This is a genomic window from Acinetobacter sp. WCHAc060042 (assembly GCF_003231195.1).
Taxonomy (GTDB): Bacteria; Pseudomonadota; Gammaproteobacteria; order Pseudomonadales; family Moraxellaceae; genus Acinetobacter.
Window position 1 is genome coordinate 20,313 of the sequence record NZ_QKVN01000037.1, and the last position, 14,391, is coordinate 34,703.

Consider the following 14,391-nt stretch of genomic DNA (forward strand, 5'->3'; position numbering starts at 1 on the left):
TTTATGACTTAATTTTGAAGGCTTGGACGAAAAAATGAGTATCAAAAAATTATTAAGTGCTATTCATAGCGACCTTTCTCTTGATTCAGCAGAAGAAATTAAAGCGAATATCGAATTAATTGCTAGAGTTCAGGAAATGTCCAGTGGAGAGCGAGAAACTATTAAGGCAGCATTCAATCATGGCCCCTTATATGACGGTGATGTGCCGAGTAAATCATCAAGAGATACCTTGGTAAAAGATGGTTTTATTGCGAAGGTCGTTGTTAAAGGTGAAGATGGATTTAATGCATGCACCTATAAGGGTCGATGGGCTTATAGAATTTTAAATGCCATGAATGACCAGTAAATCGTTCACCAATCAACAAAATAACCAAATCCAAACCTAGACCCAAACGGGTCTTTTTTTATGCCCGCAGTTTGTGACTGCACAATCGCTCGGAGAGCAGCATGTTTGAATATGAACTCGATAGCCTAGAGGGCTTAGAAGAATCACAGAAAGCTTTTTATGAAGAAAAGGACGGTAAATACGTCCTGAAAATCGAAGGTATTCCGCAGCCACAAAATGATGATGGCCTACGCAAAAAGGTTGATGAGCTGCTTGCTGAAAAGAAAGCGGAACAGCAAAAGCGTAAAGAAGCGGAAGAACAGGCCCGCAAAGAAGCTGAAGAAAATGCCCGTAAGAACGGCAATATCGAAGCCTTGGAAAAGTCATGGGGTGAAAAATTCACAGCACGCGAAACCGAACTGTTAAACGAAAAGCAGGCACTTGAAGCACAGGTCTACAAATTAACAGTAGGAAGTAAGGCAACTGAACTGGCAGCAAAACTCGCTGTACCAGGCAGTGATTCAGTTTTACTTCCACATATTAGCAATCGTCTACAGGTTGAAACTGTAGATGGTGAAATCAAAATCCGTGTTCTTGATTTGCAGGGCAAACCAAGCGCATTGAGCATTGAAGATTTAGAAAAAGAATTTCGTGCGAATGAGGCATTCAAGCCTTTGATTCGTGCGTCAAACGCATCAGGAAGTGGGGCTTCTGGTGGTCAAGGTGGCGGTGCTACTAAAAAACCACATGAAATGACAACCGCCGAGCGTCAAGAGTGGCAATTGCGTGACCCATCAGGGTTTAAGGCTGCTTTAGACAATGGCGAATTTAATAAATAATTTGGAGTATTAATCTTATGGCATCAGTTCGCCTTACAGATATTTATAACCGTGACCTTTTGGCAAGCTACATTGATCGCGATTCCCTTGAAAAAACTGCATTTGCTGATTCTGGTGTATTGGTCACTAATAACGAATTCAGTGAATTGTTGAATGCTCGTACTGCAATTCAAGAAGTTCCGTACTGGAATGATCTGGATGCATCTATCGAACCAAACTACAGCAACGACAACCCGGCTGATAAAGGCGTTCCATTGTCGCTGAACACTGGTGTGATGAAAGCTCGTATTGCTCACCTGAACGAAGGCTGGGCGGCTGCAAACCTTGTGAAGGAATTAACTGCACAAGATCCACTTGCTGCAGTGGGCCGCAAATTAAACCGTTACTGGCAACGTCAGGTTCAACGTCGTCTAATTGCATCCGTTTTGGGTGTGTATGCCGACAACGTAGCCAATCATGCAAGCGACATGGTGGTATCAGATGCAGTTGGCACCTTGGATGCTGACATCATTATTGATGCTGGTGCGACTATGGGTGATAGCGATGAGGGCTTAGGCGCTCTGGTGGTTCACTCTAAAAAGTATGCTGATCTTCAAAAGCAAAACCTGATCGAGTTTGTTGAGCATTCAGATGCCAAAACTCAGATTGCTACCTACCAAGGCAAGCGTCTCATTAAAGATGACGGTATGCCGATGATTTCAGGCCAGTATCTTTCAATCTTGCTGGGTGCTGGTGCGATTGGTTATGGCTTTGGTCAGCCAGACAATGCTCAAACTGTTTCTTATAAAGACGAAGAAGCAAACGGTGGTGGTGTAGAAACAATTTGGTCTCGTCGTAAGACATTCATCCATCCGCTTGGCTACAGCTTCACTAGCGCAACCATCACAGGTAATGGCACGGAAGATCCAGCAGTCTCTGCATCATGGGCTGACCTTGCTCTGGCTGCAAACTGGCAGCGTGTCTATGACCGCAAAGCCATTCCATTGGCATTCATTCTAACCAAGTAAGGAGCTAAACATGGCTATTGGTAAAGGCGAAAAGAAAACCCGCTGGGAAGATGTAGTTGCTGGATTTAAAGTTCAGCAACCTAAAAAGGCATCAGGCAAAGCATCTGGATCATCTGCAGGTTCAAGCACACCGCCTAAAGATGATGATGCTGGTAAAAATGGCGGTGGCACTGAAGGCGCTGGTGATGGCACCTAATCAACTGACTTCAATGCTCTAACGGTTGAAAAACTCAAAGAGCAGCTTGTAGCAAAAGGAATTGAGATTCCTGCTGATGCAAAAAAGGCTGATTTAGTCGCTCTATTAGAACAGGAATAACTATGAATTACGTCACTATCGATTCAGTCACTCAAAGCCTTGGCCCAGATTGGGCTGGATTGGGTGACGCTAATCTCGCAGTTACTCAAGCGAATGCTTGGCTTCGTGCCAAGCGTTTGCGTCAATTTGAAGTAATCCCCGAAGATGTATTACTTGCAGGGGCTTATGCTGCACAGTTGGCCGCTAAAGGCGAGCTCTATGTCACGCAGGCTGATGGTGTGGTGAAATCCAAGCGCGTCAAAGCGGACACAGTAGAAGTTCAAAAGGAATATGTGGCAGGCATGGAGCAGGGCAAAAGCTCAACGATGTTATTCATCGAAGACCTACTTGCACCGTATTTAAACAAAGGCTTTGCAATTAATACATTTGTGGTGAAGTAATGGGTATTAAAGATGATATTCAGGCCGAAGTGGCTGCGGCATTTAGTGCTGATCTAGCCGATGCTGTCGATACCTTCACCTGTGAAAAGCCAATTTACTCAGGCGAGTTTGATTTTGAAACGCAGACTTATCCAGTTGTAGGTAGTGAATCATATTCAGGGCGTGGTGTGCGAGGGAATTACCTTCGAGACATGGTAAAGCCTATCGACTACCAAACTACTGATGCAAAGGCTATCGTCCTTCAAAACGAACTTACAGGCATTCCGCAAATAGGAGATGTCTGGCAGTTCGATGATGGTGGTTTTGAGGTTAAAAATATTAGCCAAGACCCGACATCAAGTATCTGGACCTGTCAACTTAGAAAGGTGGGCGCATGATCAGCAACAACTATGTACCCGAATGGCATATCTCACCCTTTGAACACTCAAAATACACTTTAGTCCGCAATCAAGATCAATTCGACCTGCTGTTTGATGATGTGACTGACACACAAGAGTTTATGCATTTAGGTGCAGGCGCTCAGGTTGATTATTACGACGGTGGCAAACACTGCATTGTTCAGTTGGGTGATTGCAGTGAAAGAACACTGATTGAGGTGCATGGGCTCTTACTGCATGAGGCTGTTCATATTTGGCAGCGAGTTAGAAAGCTCATGGGCGAGAAAAAGCCCAGCACTGAATTTGAAGCCTATTCAATACAGCGGATTGCTCAGGATCTATTTTCAATGTTTCAGGAGAGTGAAACTGATGGGGTGGAAAAATAAACCGAGTGATTTTGCTGCTCAAATGCTTGCCGATGGTGATAAACACCTAAGAAAAATTAGTGCTGAGATGTTGCAAGGGGTAATCACTAGCAGCCCAGTTATGGACGGTACATTTCGTTCTAACCACCGTGTCACAGTGGATACTACAACCAGTGAAACAGTCGAAGGAACTGGAAATAAATCACCTAAGGGTAGCTTAGATCAAGAAACTTTTAATGAGGGTGCAAAAGAGATACTAAAGGCCCATTTAGGTTCGCGTGTGTATATCCAGAATAATCTCCCATATGCGGTTGCATTAGAGAATGGCCACAGCCAGCATCAGGCGCCACACGGAGTTTATGCATTAACGTTTCAGCATGTTTGTGAGAAATACAAATGATGACAAATACTCAAGCCTTGCGGGCTATTTTGGCACGTGTAGGTACATTCACTGGAATGCCTAAACCAAACATTCAACTGGCAAATAATCCGCTTGTTGGTGGCAAACCTTTTGAGCCGCCAGCAAATGAGATATGGGCCAAGGTCACCGTTAAAAATGCGGGGAGCTTTATTGCGGAAATCGGATCTAAACCAAATACGCGAACTACAGGTATTATTTATATCCAATTGTTTGCACCGCTAAATACTGGCGCAGATTCAATATCACAGATGGCCGACAAGTGGGCTGAGCATATGCAGTTTCATAAAAAAGATGATTTGGAGTTGCGTGAAGCTTCTATTATTGATGTAAGCAGTTATGGTGAACTCTATTACCAGTACAACGTGAATGTGTCATATATCGTGAACTAAATCCAAATTCTCATTTAGCCGTCCTTTTAGGGCGGTTTTTTTATGCCTAAATTCAGGAGACAACTATGTCAAAGGGCACTGATGTGGTAATCCACATTGCGAAAGAAGAAACACCTAATACTTTGCCTGCGGTGCCAGTGTGGCATACGTTGCGTCGAAATTCAGACTCACTCAAAAAGACGGTATCAATGACACAATCAGATGAGATTGTTGATTCACGTTTTGAACAAGGTTCTGTGGCAAGTTCAGCCGAAGCAACGGGTAGCATTGAATTTGAATTATCAGCCTTAAGCCAAGATATGTTTTTTGAAGGTGTTGCTGGTAATTTATTTGTTGATTCAGGCACACCAAGTGTTTCAACTTTGGAAATTGGTGGTGACACACTACCAACATACACAATTGTTAAGCATGACAAAAAAGTCGGCTTTATCCAAGTTTTCACTGGTTGTCGAATTGGTGAGCTAACCATTCAAGGCGATACAGAAGGGAAAATCACAGGCACAGCTTCAATTAGTGCAACCGGCTATAGCAATCCAACTGCAACACCAGTAGTAAATCCTGTTGCAGCTACAGATACTCCATTCATGTCATCAATCAACGTGAATGAGTTTAAAATTAGTGGTGTGTCAACAGTAGGTACAGCATGTGCCGAGTCCTTCACTATCACCATCAATAACAATCTGACTGCTAAACCATGTTTAGGAAACGGCAGCTTGATTCCAAACCGCTATACAGAAGGTAATGTCACCATTACTCTAAATGTGACTTTGGCACTTACAACCACATCAAAAGAATGGATTCCTTACGTTGAATCACGTGAAACTATGACAGCTGAAATTGGCATGGAGGATTCAAAAGGTAATGCCTACGGTTTCAATTTCACGAAGCTGGAGCTTGATAATGACGGGCTTTCAGATACCAATAAGAATGATGATCACACTATGGCGATGGAATTCCGCCATGTGAAAGAAGCACCAACAATTACACGCACAACAGCATAATTAAGGCCCCGAAAGGGGCTATATTTTTGGAAAAAGAAAATGACCTTAGTTGTAGAAATTGAAAAAAGCAAAGAAACATCTCTTTGGAAAGAATACAAAGATGCTGAAGGTAACGTATTGGCTCGCTTTAAGATTCGTGGTGAATCTTATAAACCCTATCGTGTTGCTTTAGAGCGAGCACAAAATCAGGTCGCATCAAAAGGTTATGTAGTATCTACGGCCAGTGGTGAAGATAAGCTTTATCATGAATTATTACTTGAAGCTGCTGCTTGCCACCTTATTGAAGACTGGGATGGTGTATCTTTCCGTGAAAATGGCAAAGAAACTGAGCAGCCTTGTACACCTGAAAACGCCACTAAATTGTTAAATATGGGTGATATAGGTGTGGCAATTTGGGCCTTTGTAAAAGCGCATGCTGAAAAGATCCAATTAGAAGCGGATCAAGTGAAATCTGACACTTTGGGAAAGTCACAAAGCTCTACCAATGGCACGCAGGAGACGGTGGACTAACCGACTTTCAGAAGAAGATCCGCGAAAAGCAAGGGCGCAAGCTAGATGATGCGCCTGAGTTTAGTTATATAGCTCACGCTATTTTGAGTGCATTCAATGTGATTGCACGGGGACGCTCATATCATCCTGTGACTATGCCGCTAGATGGCAGTCATATCAATGCGTATCTTGAATTGTATGAAGCACCTTGTGAGCTGCATATCTTTGTTGAGTGTGTCTTTGCTTTGGATAATTTGTTTTTGGATAGGGTGAGGGAGAAATCGGCGTGAGTTGATTTCTTGTTCTACGACATTTAGTGACGTTTATTTTTTTTAAGCCATTGAACAAAAATGCAAAGATGTTAAATTACAGCGAATGCTAATATAGCAATAGTGATAATTTTTATAGGCAACTTAAAGGGAGGTGGTTATGTCAGATAAGCTTGTCATTGCACTCCGCTTGCCAGATAAAAAACCGACCGATTTAAAGTTTGGCGAAATGGCAGAGCTATTTAAGCAGTTCGCTAATTTGCTAAAAGGATCTAAGGATAATTTCGGTTATCTACAGGAAGGATCTATTTATGTTGGTAGTCCGCCACTAGATGCTGAAGAATATAAAGTCGCTATAGATCAAGTTTTGCAATCAGATGGTGGTGATTTAGATCAATATTTGAGTAAGCATCTGGATTGGGGTAATGCTCAAATCGGGGTACATCGTGAGGGTGAGAGCCCGAAGCAGATGAAAATTTTAAGAAGTATTGAAACGGTTATCACCCCAAACAAGTTTAAGCAAAATGAAAGCTTAAGAGGCAGGATTTATAAGATTTCTTCTGGCAAGGATTCTTATTATCTTGGGATTAATTTTCTTAATGGATTTAAGGTTAATACCAAGGTTACGCAAAACATGGTTGAGGTTTTAAGAAACTATCTTGCCTCGGAGAGAATAATTGAATTTAACGGAGTTGCCACATACTCTGATTCTGGGGATTTCCAGCTATATCTAGAAGATTTTAAAGTTGAGAGCTTTGAAATATTAGAAAATGATACTGTAGATAGTTGGGTGGATGATTTTGTTGGTTATGGAAGAAGTGGGTGGCAAGATTTGGATGACCCATATAGAGTTTTGGAAGATGAACGCTTGTCATGATAATAACGATTGATGCCAATATACTTGTCGCTCTTTTAAATGATAAGGCTTTTGCTTATGGTTTTAAGCAGTTCTGTCACTTATATAAGGTTGAGGAAACTCTTATTCCTGCACCAGCTATGTGTGAATTTTTGGCTCATGATTATGCAGAACGCTTTTCTTTTTTCCAGAAGTTTAAAAGGCAAGCTAGAGTAATTAGCTTTGACGAGAAGGCCGCATATTTAACAGCTCAACTAGGTGAGCGCTATAATAAAAATAAATTAGATATAGGTAAGCAAAAGGTAAAGGTTGATTTGCAGATATTGGGCATAGCCTTGGCTAATCACTCTTTATTTATTTTGACTAAAGATGGTGACTTTAATAAATATATTGAAAGATTAAAGTTAAAAATAGGGATTAAGACAGTTGCAGACCTATATATCAAAGATGATTTGTTTGGTGAAAGCTAACCACCCTTTGGTGGTTTTTTAATGCCAAAAGAAAAGCACCCTAGGGTGCTTTTTTTATGCTCCTAATATTTTAGGAAGTGTGCAAAATTACAGATCTTGATTCTCATGTTTGAGCACCATATCGAGACACTCAACTTGTAATACTAGTCCTTTTGTTGATTAATTTTAGCTTAAGTCAATTTTTGAGAGCCATGTACACAATAAGAAATTAATAGTACTAACAGTGATATGTATTTATAAAGTAAAAATTGCAACAATTCATTTTATTTATTGCATAAAACCTTAGCTAGGTGTTCATTAGTATGAGCTGCCATAAATTAAGGATTGAATATGTCAAATATAAAGATCTTTTGTTTTGCGTTCGTAATTTTTTTCACAACTAAGAGTAATGCTGAAATTACTCTAGAGCAAAAAGCTCGGTGTAGTGATAATGCAGCTCAGCTTATTCGTGTTTGTGAAAACGCTGGAGGTACTGCAAGTGATTGCGGGATAAGAGGGTTAAAACAAAGAAGTACTTGTGAAGAGAATCGAAAAAAACATAATGAAAAATTCAATAAACAAAAAACTCTCAAAGTAAGGCCTCCAGAGGTTAATCTTTCAAAAGAAAATAGTCAAAATGTGGGCAGTAAGAATACTGCTGTTCGTTAAGGAGGTAATTATGAGGGTTATTTCTTTAATGGTGCTATTAATAACAGTGAGCACATCAGCCTTTTCAGCCACAAGAGAAGAGGTGTTGAGCTTTTTGGAATCATCATTTAAATCATGCTCATATATATCGGAAGTTCGAAGGAGTGATAGTTTTTTTAATATTTACTATAACTATGGCGGGGTGATGGAGAAATATGAAGAGTTTGATCTGGATGATTTAAAATATGACGGGGATGTTAGTGAGTATGGATCTCCTATTCTGTTATTAAACTGTAGCAATGGAGCGTGTGTCAAAAATTTTAATGCTGATTACTATGGAAATTGGAAACAAGCTAAACCATCGGGATCTGTTAACTATAATTGTGGAGCGAATGATCGAAGAATCGCTAAAGCATTAAAATATTACTCCATAAAATATTCATCACCCGAGTTAAACTTGGAGGATTAAATTGTATTTCTCTTTTAAAAAAATAATATTTGGATTCTTAGCTGATAAAATAACACTCTAAGCACTGCTCTTCACAATATTATAACCACTCTTCGGAGTGGTTTTTCTTTTAGTTGTATATACTTTTTTCAAATAATTGAGTAATTTATCACCTTTATTTAGGGGGTAATATGAAAAAATTATTAGTAATCGGTACTTTATCTTTAATTTCATCCTTGGCTTTGGCAGATAAGCCTTTGTTGATTCAACAAGGCACACCCGAACCAATGAGCAGCTACGAAACCACTGTAGCGGAAACACAATACACACCATTGCAACCAACAAGATATAAAAACGAGACAGCGCTTAATGCTTCGTTAATGCTTGAGTATTCAGCTCAGAAAGGCAAATTTGCAAATGATATTGATGAAGATCTAAAGGGTTTTGGTATCGGGATTTCATCAACTCCACACCGAAATGGTTATTGGGGTAAGTTTGAATATCAACAGAGTGATAATTACGATGGCAGTGCATATGAATTTTCATTCGGTGGCCACTTAAACCTCATTAATGCCAATGGTTTTTATGCGTTAGCAACCGTGGGTACAGGGGTAAGTATCTTAGAGGCTGACGGCTTTGATAACTCAACTTATTGGACACTACCAGTTGGTTTGGAGTTGGGGTATACACCTATGCCAAATCTTTCTGTTTATGGTGGTGTTGGATATAAATGGTCTTGGGATATCTCAGAAGATGGTGAAACACGTTGTAATGATGGAACGTGGAGTGATAGCACAGGATCAGGTACGTGTTCTTGGCATGGCGGCATTGATTATGATTACTCATCAAGCTACATCGGTGACTTTGACGGCGTTACCTACAAAGCCGGCATTCGATATAACTTCTAAAAGTAGAACCGCCCAAGTGGCGGTTTCTTTTTGCCCGAAAAATTAGTATCTTGTTCTAAATTATAAATTTGGGGTGGGTATGAAATCGGTTGTTATATTGCTATTAAGTCTGGGCGGCTCTAGCGCATTTGCTAACGACCTTTACACACTAAAAGACCGGGATGGAAATTCCATCTTAAGTTCAATGGAAAACCCTGATGCAGAATATAGAAACTTTGTTGTGGATAAGAATACATACACAACAAAACCAAAACCTGAAGACTGGAATTTAAATTGCACAAAAGATAGGTTTAGCGGTACTAAATCTTGTACGTTAAGTAAGCCATATAATGCACTATTAGTGGGAATACATGGTGGGCGACATAGTGTTTATATTGGTCGAAATCACTTTCCACGCACTCAGAGCGCCATAAAAATTGATAACAATGCTCCAATTTATGGCTATGAGGGATCGAGCAACACCCCGCAAAAAGTTATTGAGCAAATGAAAAAAGGGAAAGTTGCTTACACACGATATAAAGAATGGCCTTATGAATATAATCAAGATGGTGAAACCGACTTAACTGGATTTACTGAAAAATACAATGAAATGCTAGAAGAGTACAAAAAGCTCTAGTCAATACAATCAAACCAACCTCGCTTTATGCGGGGTTTTTTATTGCCTGCAGGAAAGCAAAATGACCACACAACTAAGCCGTTTAGTGATTGAGATTGACTCCCGCAATGCTTTACGCAACGCACAAGCCATTGGTAGAGAGCTTGAAAATATTGATAGAAACGGTACACACGCGTCGCGCTCTATGGATAGTGTGTCTGTAGCTACCCGTCAACTTGCTGGGCACATGGCAGGACTACTAACTGTTGGTGCGGCAGTAGCAAAAATGGATGCCTATACTGGCATGCAAAATAGGTTGAAACTAGTTACAGAGTCACAAGAGCAATTAAATCTAGCAATGAGTGATACTTTCGTTATTGCTCAAAAGTCCTACCAATCATGGGATTCTGTGATTCAGGTTTATCAGCGCTTTAGTGATAATGCGAAAACACTAAAAATTGATATGGCTAAAACAGCCGAATTAACAGAAACAGTTTCGAAAGCTGTTGCAATTTCAGGTGCAAGCACTCAAGTAGCTGAAGCAGCATTAACCCAATTTGGTCAAGCGTTGGCCTCTGGTACATTGCGTGGTGAAGAGCTCAACTCGATTCTTGAACAAACGCCAGCTTTAGCCAAAGCAATTGCTCAGGGTATGGGTATTACAGTCGGGCAACTCCGCTCTGTGGCTGCTGAAGGTAAAATTACTGGTGAAGTTCTTGTTGATGCCTTAGCAAAATCAAAAGAATCAGTAGATGAATTATTTGCAAAAACCGATGTGACAATAGGTCAGTCGCTTCAGCTGCTAAGCAATGAAGTCACTAAATTTACAGGTGAAGCTGGTAAAGCTTCGGGTGCTGCAACCACGTTAGCTAGCGGCATTCAAGTATTGGCGAATAACCTTGATGCTATTGCTGGTGTTGCAATGGTTGGTGGTGCAGCATTGCTAACCAAAACCATTCTTGCTCAAACTGTGGCTATTCGCGGAACAATCTCTGCTACTCTGGAGCGTCGCGCAGCAGATACAGCAGCCCTGCAATCTCAGATTCAATTGGCTGCGGTGGAGGTGCAACGTACTCGTCAAGTAGCAGCATTAGCACTTACTGAGATCAATCTAGCTCGTCAGGAGCTTAATAGCGCCACAACGCGCCAAGCACGTGCAGCGGCAACCATGCGATTGACTCAAGCTGAAATTGCACACAACATCGCCATTAAGCAGAGCACAGCAGCCGTAGTCACTCAAACTGCTGCTGAAAATGCACTAAATGCTAGCCGTTCACGCGGAGCTATGTTGCTTGGTTTGGTTGGCGGCCCAATTGGTGCAATCACAATCGGTGTGGCTGCATTAACTGCAGGATACATGTATCTTCAAAAACGCACAGCAGAAGCAAATGCAAAACTTGAAGAACAAGGCAAGGTAGCTGAGAAGACCAAAGAAGAACTTTTAGCTCTAAAAGGTGTTCAGCTTGATGTTGCTAAAGATGATTTGGCGGCATCATTTGAAGACCAGAACGACAAATTGAATAAGTTGAACTTGTCGTTTAATGGCTTTATTCGCACAGTTAAAAACGCGAATGCTGGCAATAAAGAGGTCCGTGAAATCTCAGATCAGGTGCACAAAGGATTGATGTCACAAGCTGATGCTATCGAGAGATTGAACAAACTAAAACTATTAACACCTGAGCAAAAATCCCAAGGTTTGGATTTAATTAAGAGTTACGAGGAGGCTAGAGTTAAAGCACAGCAAAATGCAGATGCTCAAAAAACTCTAGGTCAGCAAGTAACTTTATCTGGTAATGCTGCATCTAATGCCGTTGGCAAAGTAAACGATAATACCAATGCAATGTATAACAATGCTGATGCAGCAAATGCCGCGGCAGACGCACAGTCTAAGTACATTTCAAATCTACAGAAAGGTGCTGCACAAACCATTATGACCAACAAGCTAATCGCCAAGGGATGGGAGATTGAGCGTGCAAAAATGGCATCACAAGCAGCCTTTGAAAATGGAGGGAAGGTTTCAGCAAAAGATATTCAAATTATTGATATGAATATCGCGGCAAATAAGAAACTGCAAGCCTCAGAGGATGCAATTGCCAATGCTAAAAGAGGATCATCTAAGGCATCGAGAGCAGCTTTATCACAGCAAAAGAAAGATGCTAAAGAAGCGGATCGCGCAGATGAAGAGCAACGCAATCTAAGAGAGCAATACATTTATGCTTATGCTGATAGAGAGAAGCAGATTGAATTAAGTCTATCCAAAGAAATAAATGAAATTCGTAAGGCGAATTTTGCCAATCCGGAACCATTCTTGGAGGCAGCAAATAAGCGCGCATATTATGAAAAGCAAATTTATTTATCTCAGCTACAATTTGAAATTAATGAATTTCAAATGAGTGAAGAGCAAAAGCTTAAATACTCTTACGATATAAAAAACTTACAACTTCATCAAAATTCGGAAATAACCGAGAAAAATAAAGAGATCGCCATTAATGCGCTCGAAAATCAATACCAACACGAACTCGGCCTAATCAAACTTGCCAAAGAGCAGCGGATTTTTCAGATGCAACAGGGACTAATGCATGCAAATGCAGAATCTGAAAAGTATTGGGATCTAGAACGTCAACGCATCATGTTGAATGTTCAAGATCTGGATGAACGTAATCGTCAATTAGCAATTGCCAATGCATTACAAGGCGAAGAAAAACGAACAAACCTAAATACTGCAGTTCAGCAATGGGGAGGCATCAATGCAGAACTGACAGGCACTACAGATCAATTTAATCTTGAGAAAGAAAGATTTGATCGACTGGATAAGTCACAAGCACTGTTTGATGCTGAGTTGGCGATGGCTGGTGAAAACTATGCATTAAAGGAGCAGGCGTATCAGGCTCATGTCGACAGAATGACTGCAATTGAAGATTCTTACCAAGTTTCAGCGATGCAGCTTCAGCTTTCGTATGGTGAGAGTATTACAGGCTCAATGGCTGATATGTTTAAGTCGATGGGGGGTGAGCAGTCGAAAGGTTATCGCGTTATGTATGCGATATCTCGTGGATTTGCAGCTTCGCAAGCGGCTGTATCTTTGGTGACAAATATTGCTAAAGCCTCAGAAATTGGTTTCCCTCAAAATATTCCAATGATTGCTGGTGCTATTGGTCAGGGAGCAATGATCGTATCAATGCTAAGTGGCTTGAAGGAACCGCAAGGCTATGCGACTGGTGGTCTGTTTACAGGCGATGGTCATGTACGTGGGGCGGGAACCAGTACGAGTGATTCCATCAATGCTAAGCTTTCTGACTACGAGTTTGTTACCAAAGCATCTTCTGTTAAAAAGATTGGTATTGCGAATATGGAGTATATGAACCGAACTGGTGAGCTTCCAATACAGCGTGCTGATGGTGGCCTTGTCACATCTAAAGACACTTACCGCGTAGGCATGGGAACCGTGGATGCGATTAATCGAAATTCTGATGTGCAAGCTGAACGGCAGGCTCAGGCGAGTGCTAAATCACAGCAATCTTCATCAAATGGCATGCAGGGTCTTACGATTATCAATCAAATTGAACAGGACGATTTGGTTGGTGGTTATTTTAGAAAGCCTGCTGCTGGGCAGTTAATTTTAAACCTCATCAAGGCAAGTCCATCTGAGTTTAAGCGTGCAATGGGAGTGTAAATGAAAATCCAAACTACACTTTTTGGTGAATTGGTTTTGTTGGACCAGTGCACGCTTGTAGGATCGTCTGAAAGTCTAGGTTTTCAAACTTACGTCAACAGTTCACATAATGGCACTGAGAAACGAAAAGCTTTACGCGAAACCGCATCTCAAGTTTTGAATATTGATTATGTGGTGGCACGTCAGGCTTTGGCGCAGAACTTCAATGTGTTATGGGGAGGTTTACGTAAACTGTGGGCCATTCCTGTTGATGTAGAGTGGCAACGTATTGGTAGCGTGGATGGTGATTTTATTGAATGTACAACTTCAATTTATGATTTCCGAAATGATTCCCTGGCATTGCTTAAGCATAAAGATGGTCTAGCTGTCGTTGAAATCAAAGAGGTACTAGCCAATGGTTTAAAACTCTATGAGCCGATCGCTTTGCAGAGCTTCACAATACGCCCACTTCGAGTGGGTTTTATTTTGGGTGATGTATCGGCACCCATCAATGCAGTTTATGGCCAACCAAGTCTTCAGTTTCAGGTGATGGATGCTCCTTATCTTCAAGCACCAGTCCCCGCACAGTTTCTGGGACATGACATTTACTTCAAGCGTTTATTGCTTGAGGGGGATGCATTAAATGTCACCGTACTT

18 protein-coding genes and 2 pseudogenes are annotated in these 14,391 nt (G+C 41.1%); all 20 read left to right on the forward strand.

Annotated elements, in window-relative coordinates; genetic code table 11:
* Positions 1–34: 34 nt before the first annotated feature.
* Positions 35–346, forward strand: coding sequence for a hypothetical protein (locus DPG01_RS14645; RefSeq protein ID WP_110975604.1), 312 nt, complete (start codon positions 35–37; stop codon positions 344–346).
* A 101-nt stretch (positions 347–447) separates the two neighbouring features.
* Positions 448–1,164, forward strand: coding sequence for a hypothetical protein (locus tag DPG01_RS14650; RefSeq protein WP_110975605.1), 717 nt, complete (start codon positions 448–450; stop codon positions 1,162–1,164).
* Positions 1,165–1,181: 17 nt separating this feature from the next.
* Complete coding sequence (locus tag DPG01_RS14655; protein ID WP_110975606.1) at positions 1,182–2,171, forward strand: coat protein; 990 nt, start codon at positions 1,182–1,184, stop codon at positions 2,169–2,171.
* Positions 2,172–2,181: 10 nt separating this feature from the next.
* Positions 2,182–2,367, forward strand: a complete 186-nt coding sequence (locus tag DPG01_RS18945) for a hypothetical protein (protein WP_228157011.1) — start codon at positions 2,182–2,184, stop codon at positions 2,365–2,367.
* Positions 2,368–2,397: 30 nt separating this feature from the next.
* Positions 2,398–2,487 (forward strand): annotated as a pseudogene (locus DPG01_RS18950) (HeH/LEM domain-containing protein); the annotation flags it as partial.
* 2 nt (positions 2,488–2,489) lie between these two features.
* A complete protein-coding gene (locus DPG01_RS14665; protein ID WP_110975607.1) occupies positions 2,490–2,867 on the forward strand; it encodes a DnaT-like ssDNA-binding protein in 378 nt (125 codons plus the stop codon).
* Entirely contained in the window at positions 2,867–3,244 is a 378-nt protein-coding gene (locus tag DPG01_RS14670) for a glutamate 5-kinase (RefSeq protein ID WP_416346134.1), read from the forward strand. The genes DPG01_RS14665 and DPG01_RS14670 overlap by 1 nt, the downstream gene beginning before the upstream one ends.
* Positions 3,241–3,630, forward strand: coding sequence for a hypothetical protein (locus DPG01_RS14675; protein WP_171327432.1), 390 nt, complete (start codon positions 3,241–3,243; stop codon positions 3,628–3,630). The genes DPG01_RS14670 and DPG01_RS14675 overlap by 4 nt, the downstream gene beginning before the upstream one ends.
* Positions 3,614–4,009: a hypothetical protein gene (locus tag DPG01_RS14680; protein WP_110975608.1), complete on the forward strand. Its 396-nt coding sequence runs from the start codon at positions 3,614–3,616 to the stop codon at positions 4,007–4,009. The genes DPG01_RS14675 and DPG01_RS14680 overlap by 17 nt, the downstream gene beginning before the upstream one ends.
* Positions 4,006–4,419: a phage tail terminator-like protein gene (locus DPG01_RS14685; protein ID WP_110975609.1), complete on the forward strand. Its 414-nt coding sequence runs from the start codon at positions 4,006–4,008 to the stop codon at positions 4,417–4,419. Before DPG01_RS14680 ends, DPG01_RS14685 begins: the two co-directional genes overlap by 4 nt.
* Positions 4,420–4,484: 65 nt before the next feature.
* Positions 4,485–5,420 (forward strand): phage tail tube protein, encoded by a 936-nt coding sequence (locus DPG01_RS14690; protein WP_110975610.1) that lies wholly within the window; start codon positions 4,485–4,487, stop codon positions 5,418–5,420.
* 39 nt (positions 5,421–5,459) lie between these two features.
* Positions 5,460–5,930, forward strand: coding sequence for a hypothetical protein (locus DPG01_RS14695; protein ID WP_110975611.1), 471 nt, complete (start codon positions 5,460–5,462; stop codon positions 5,928–5,930).
* A 408-nt stretch (positions 5,931–6,338) separates the two neighbouring features.
* The gene (locus DPG01_RS14705; protein WP_110975613.1) at positions 6,339–7,055 is read left to right on the forward strand and encodes a hypothetical protein; all 717 of its coding nucleotides are present in this window, start codon (positions 6,339–6,341) and stop codon (positions 7,053–7,055) included.
* A complete protein-coding gene (locus DPG01_RS14710; RefSeq protein ID WP_110975614.1) occupies positions 7,052–7,504 on the forward strand; it encodes a type II toxin-antitoxin system VapC family toxin in 453 nt (150 codons plus the stop codon). Before DPG01_RS14705 ends, DPG01_RS14710 begins: the two co-directional genes overlap by 4 nt.
* A 330-nt stretch (positions 7,505–7,834) precedes the next feature.
* On the forward strand, positions 7,835–8,152 hold the full coding sequence (locus DPG01_RS14715; RefSeq protein WP_110975615.1) for a hypothetical protein: 318 nt from the start codon (positions 7,835–7,837) through the stop codon (positions 8,150–8,152).
* A gap of 10 nt (positions 8,153–8,162) precedes the next feature.
* Positions 8,163–8,600, forward strand: coding sequence for a hypothetical protein (locus tag DPG01_RS14720; protein ID WP_110975616.1), 438 nt, complete (start codon positions 8,163–8,165; stop codon positions 8,598–8,600).
* A 170-nt stretch (positions 8,601–8,770) separates the two neighbouring features.
* Complete coding sequence (locus DPG01_RS14725; RefSeq protein WP_110975617.1) at positions 8,771–9,487, forward strand: hypothetical protein; 717 nt, start codon at positions 8,771–8,773, stop codon at positions 9,485–9,487.
* 79 nt (positions 9,488–9,566) lie between these two features.
* Complete coding sequence (locus DPG01_RS14730) at positions 9,567–10,103, forward strand: hypothetical protein (RefSeq protein ID WP_078191918.1); 537 nt, start codon at positions 9,567–9,569, stop codon at positions 10,101–10,103.
* 61 nt (positions 10,104–10,164) lie between these two features.
* Positions 10,165–13,755 carry a tape measure protein gene (locus DPG01_RS14735; protein WP_110975618.1) on the forward strand — a complete coding sequence of 1,197 codons (3,591 nt, stop codon included), beginning with the start codon at positions 10,165–10,167 and terminating at the stop codon, positions 13,753–13,755.
* Positions 13,756–14,391: pseudogene (locus DPG01_RS14740) on the forward strand (hypothetical protein); the annotation flags it as partial.

Coding starts and splice junctions, on each gene's coding strand:
- DPG01_RS14650 (WP_110975605.1), top strand. CDS start 448: ATGTTTGAATATGAACTCGATAGCCTAGAGGGCTTAGAAGAATCACAG.
- DPG01_RS14665 (WP_110975607.1), top strand. CDS start 2,490: ATGAATTACGTCACTATCGATTCAGTCACTCAAAGCCTTGGCCCAGAT.
- DPG01_RS14710 (WP_110975614.1), top strand. CDS start 7,052: ATGATAATAACGATTGATGCCAATATACTTGTCGCTCTTTTAAATGAT.
- DPG01_RS14685 (WP_110975609.1), top strand. CDS start 4,006: ATGATGACAAATACTCAAGCCTTGCGGGCTATTTTGGCACGTGTAGGT.
- DPG01_RS14645 (WP_110975604.1), top strand. CDS start 35: ATGAGTATCAAAAAATTATTAAGTGCTATTCATAGCGACCTTTCTCTT.
- DPG01_RS14670 (WP_416346134.1), top strand. CDS start 2,867: ATGGGTATTAAAGATGATATTCAGGCCGAAGTGGCTGCGGCATTTAGT.
- DPG01_RS14675 (WP_171327432.1), top strand. CDS start 3,241: ATGATCAGCAACAACTATGTACCCGAATGGCATATCTCACCCTTTGAA.
- DPG01_RS18945 (WP_228157011.1), top strand. CDS start 2,182: ATGGCTATTGGTAAAGGCGAAAAGAAAACCCGCTGGGAAGATGTAGTT.
- DPG01_RS14735 (WP_110975618.1), top strand. CDS start 10,165: ATGACCACACAACTAAGCCGTTTAGTGATTGAGATTGACTCCCGCAAT.
- DPG01_RS14730 (WP_078191918.1), top strand. CDS start 9,567: ATGAAATCGGTTGTTATATTGCTATTAAGTCTGGGCGGCTCTAGCGCA.
- DPG01_RS14690 (WP_110975610.1), top strand. CDS start 4,485: ATGTCAAAGGGCACTGATGTGGTAATCCACATTGCGAAAGAAGAAACA.
- DPG01_RS14720 (WP_110975616.1), top strand. CDS start 8,163: ATGAGGGTTATTTCTTTAATGGTGCTATTAATAACAGTGAGCACATCA.
- DPG01_RS14680 (WP_110975608.1), top strand. CDS start 3,614: ATGGGGTGGAAAAATAAACCGAGTGATTTTGCTGCTCAAATGCTTGCC.
- DPG01_RS14715 (WP_110975615.1), top strand. CDS start 7,835: ATGTCAAATATAAAGATCTTTTGTTTTGCGTTCGTAATTTTTTTCACA.
- DPG01_RS14655 (WP_110975606.1), top strand. CDS start 1,182: ATGGCATCAGTTCGCCTTACAGATATTTATAACCGTGACCTTTTGGCA.
- DPG01_RS14725 (WP_110975617.1), top strand. CDS start 8,771: ATGAAAAAATTATTAGTAATCGGTACTTTATCTTTAATTTCATCCTTG.
- DPG01_RS14695 (WP_110975611.1), top strand. CDS start 5,460: ATGACCTTAGTTGTAGAAATTGAAAAAAGCAAAGAAACATCTCTTTGG.
- DPG01_RS14705 (WP_110975613.1), top strand. CDS start 6,339: ATGTCAGATAAGCTTGTCATTGCACTCCGCTTGCCAGATAAAAAACCG.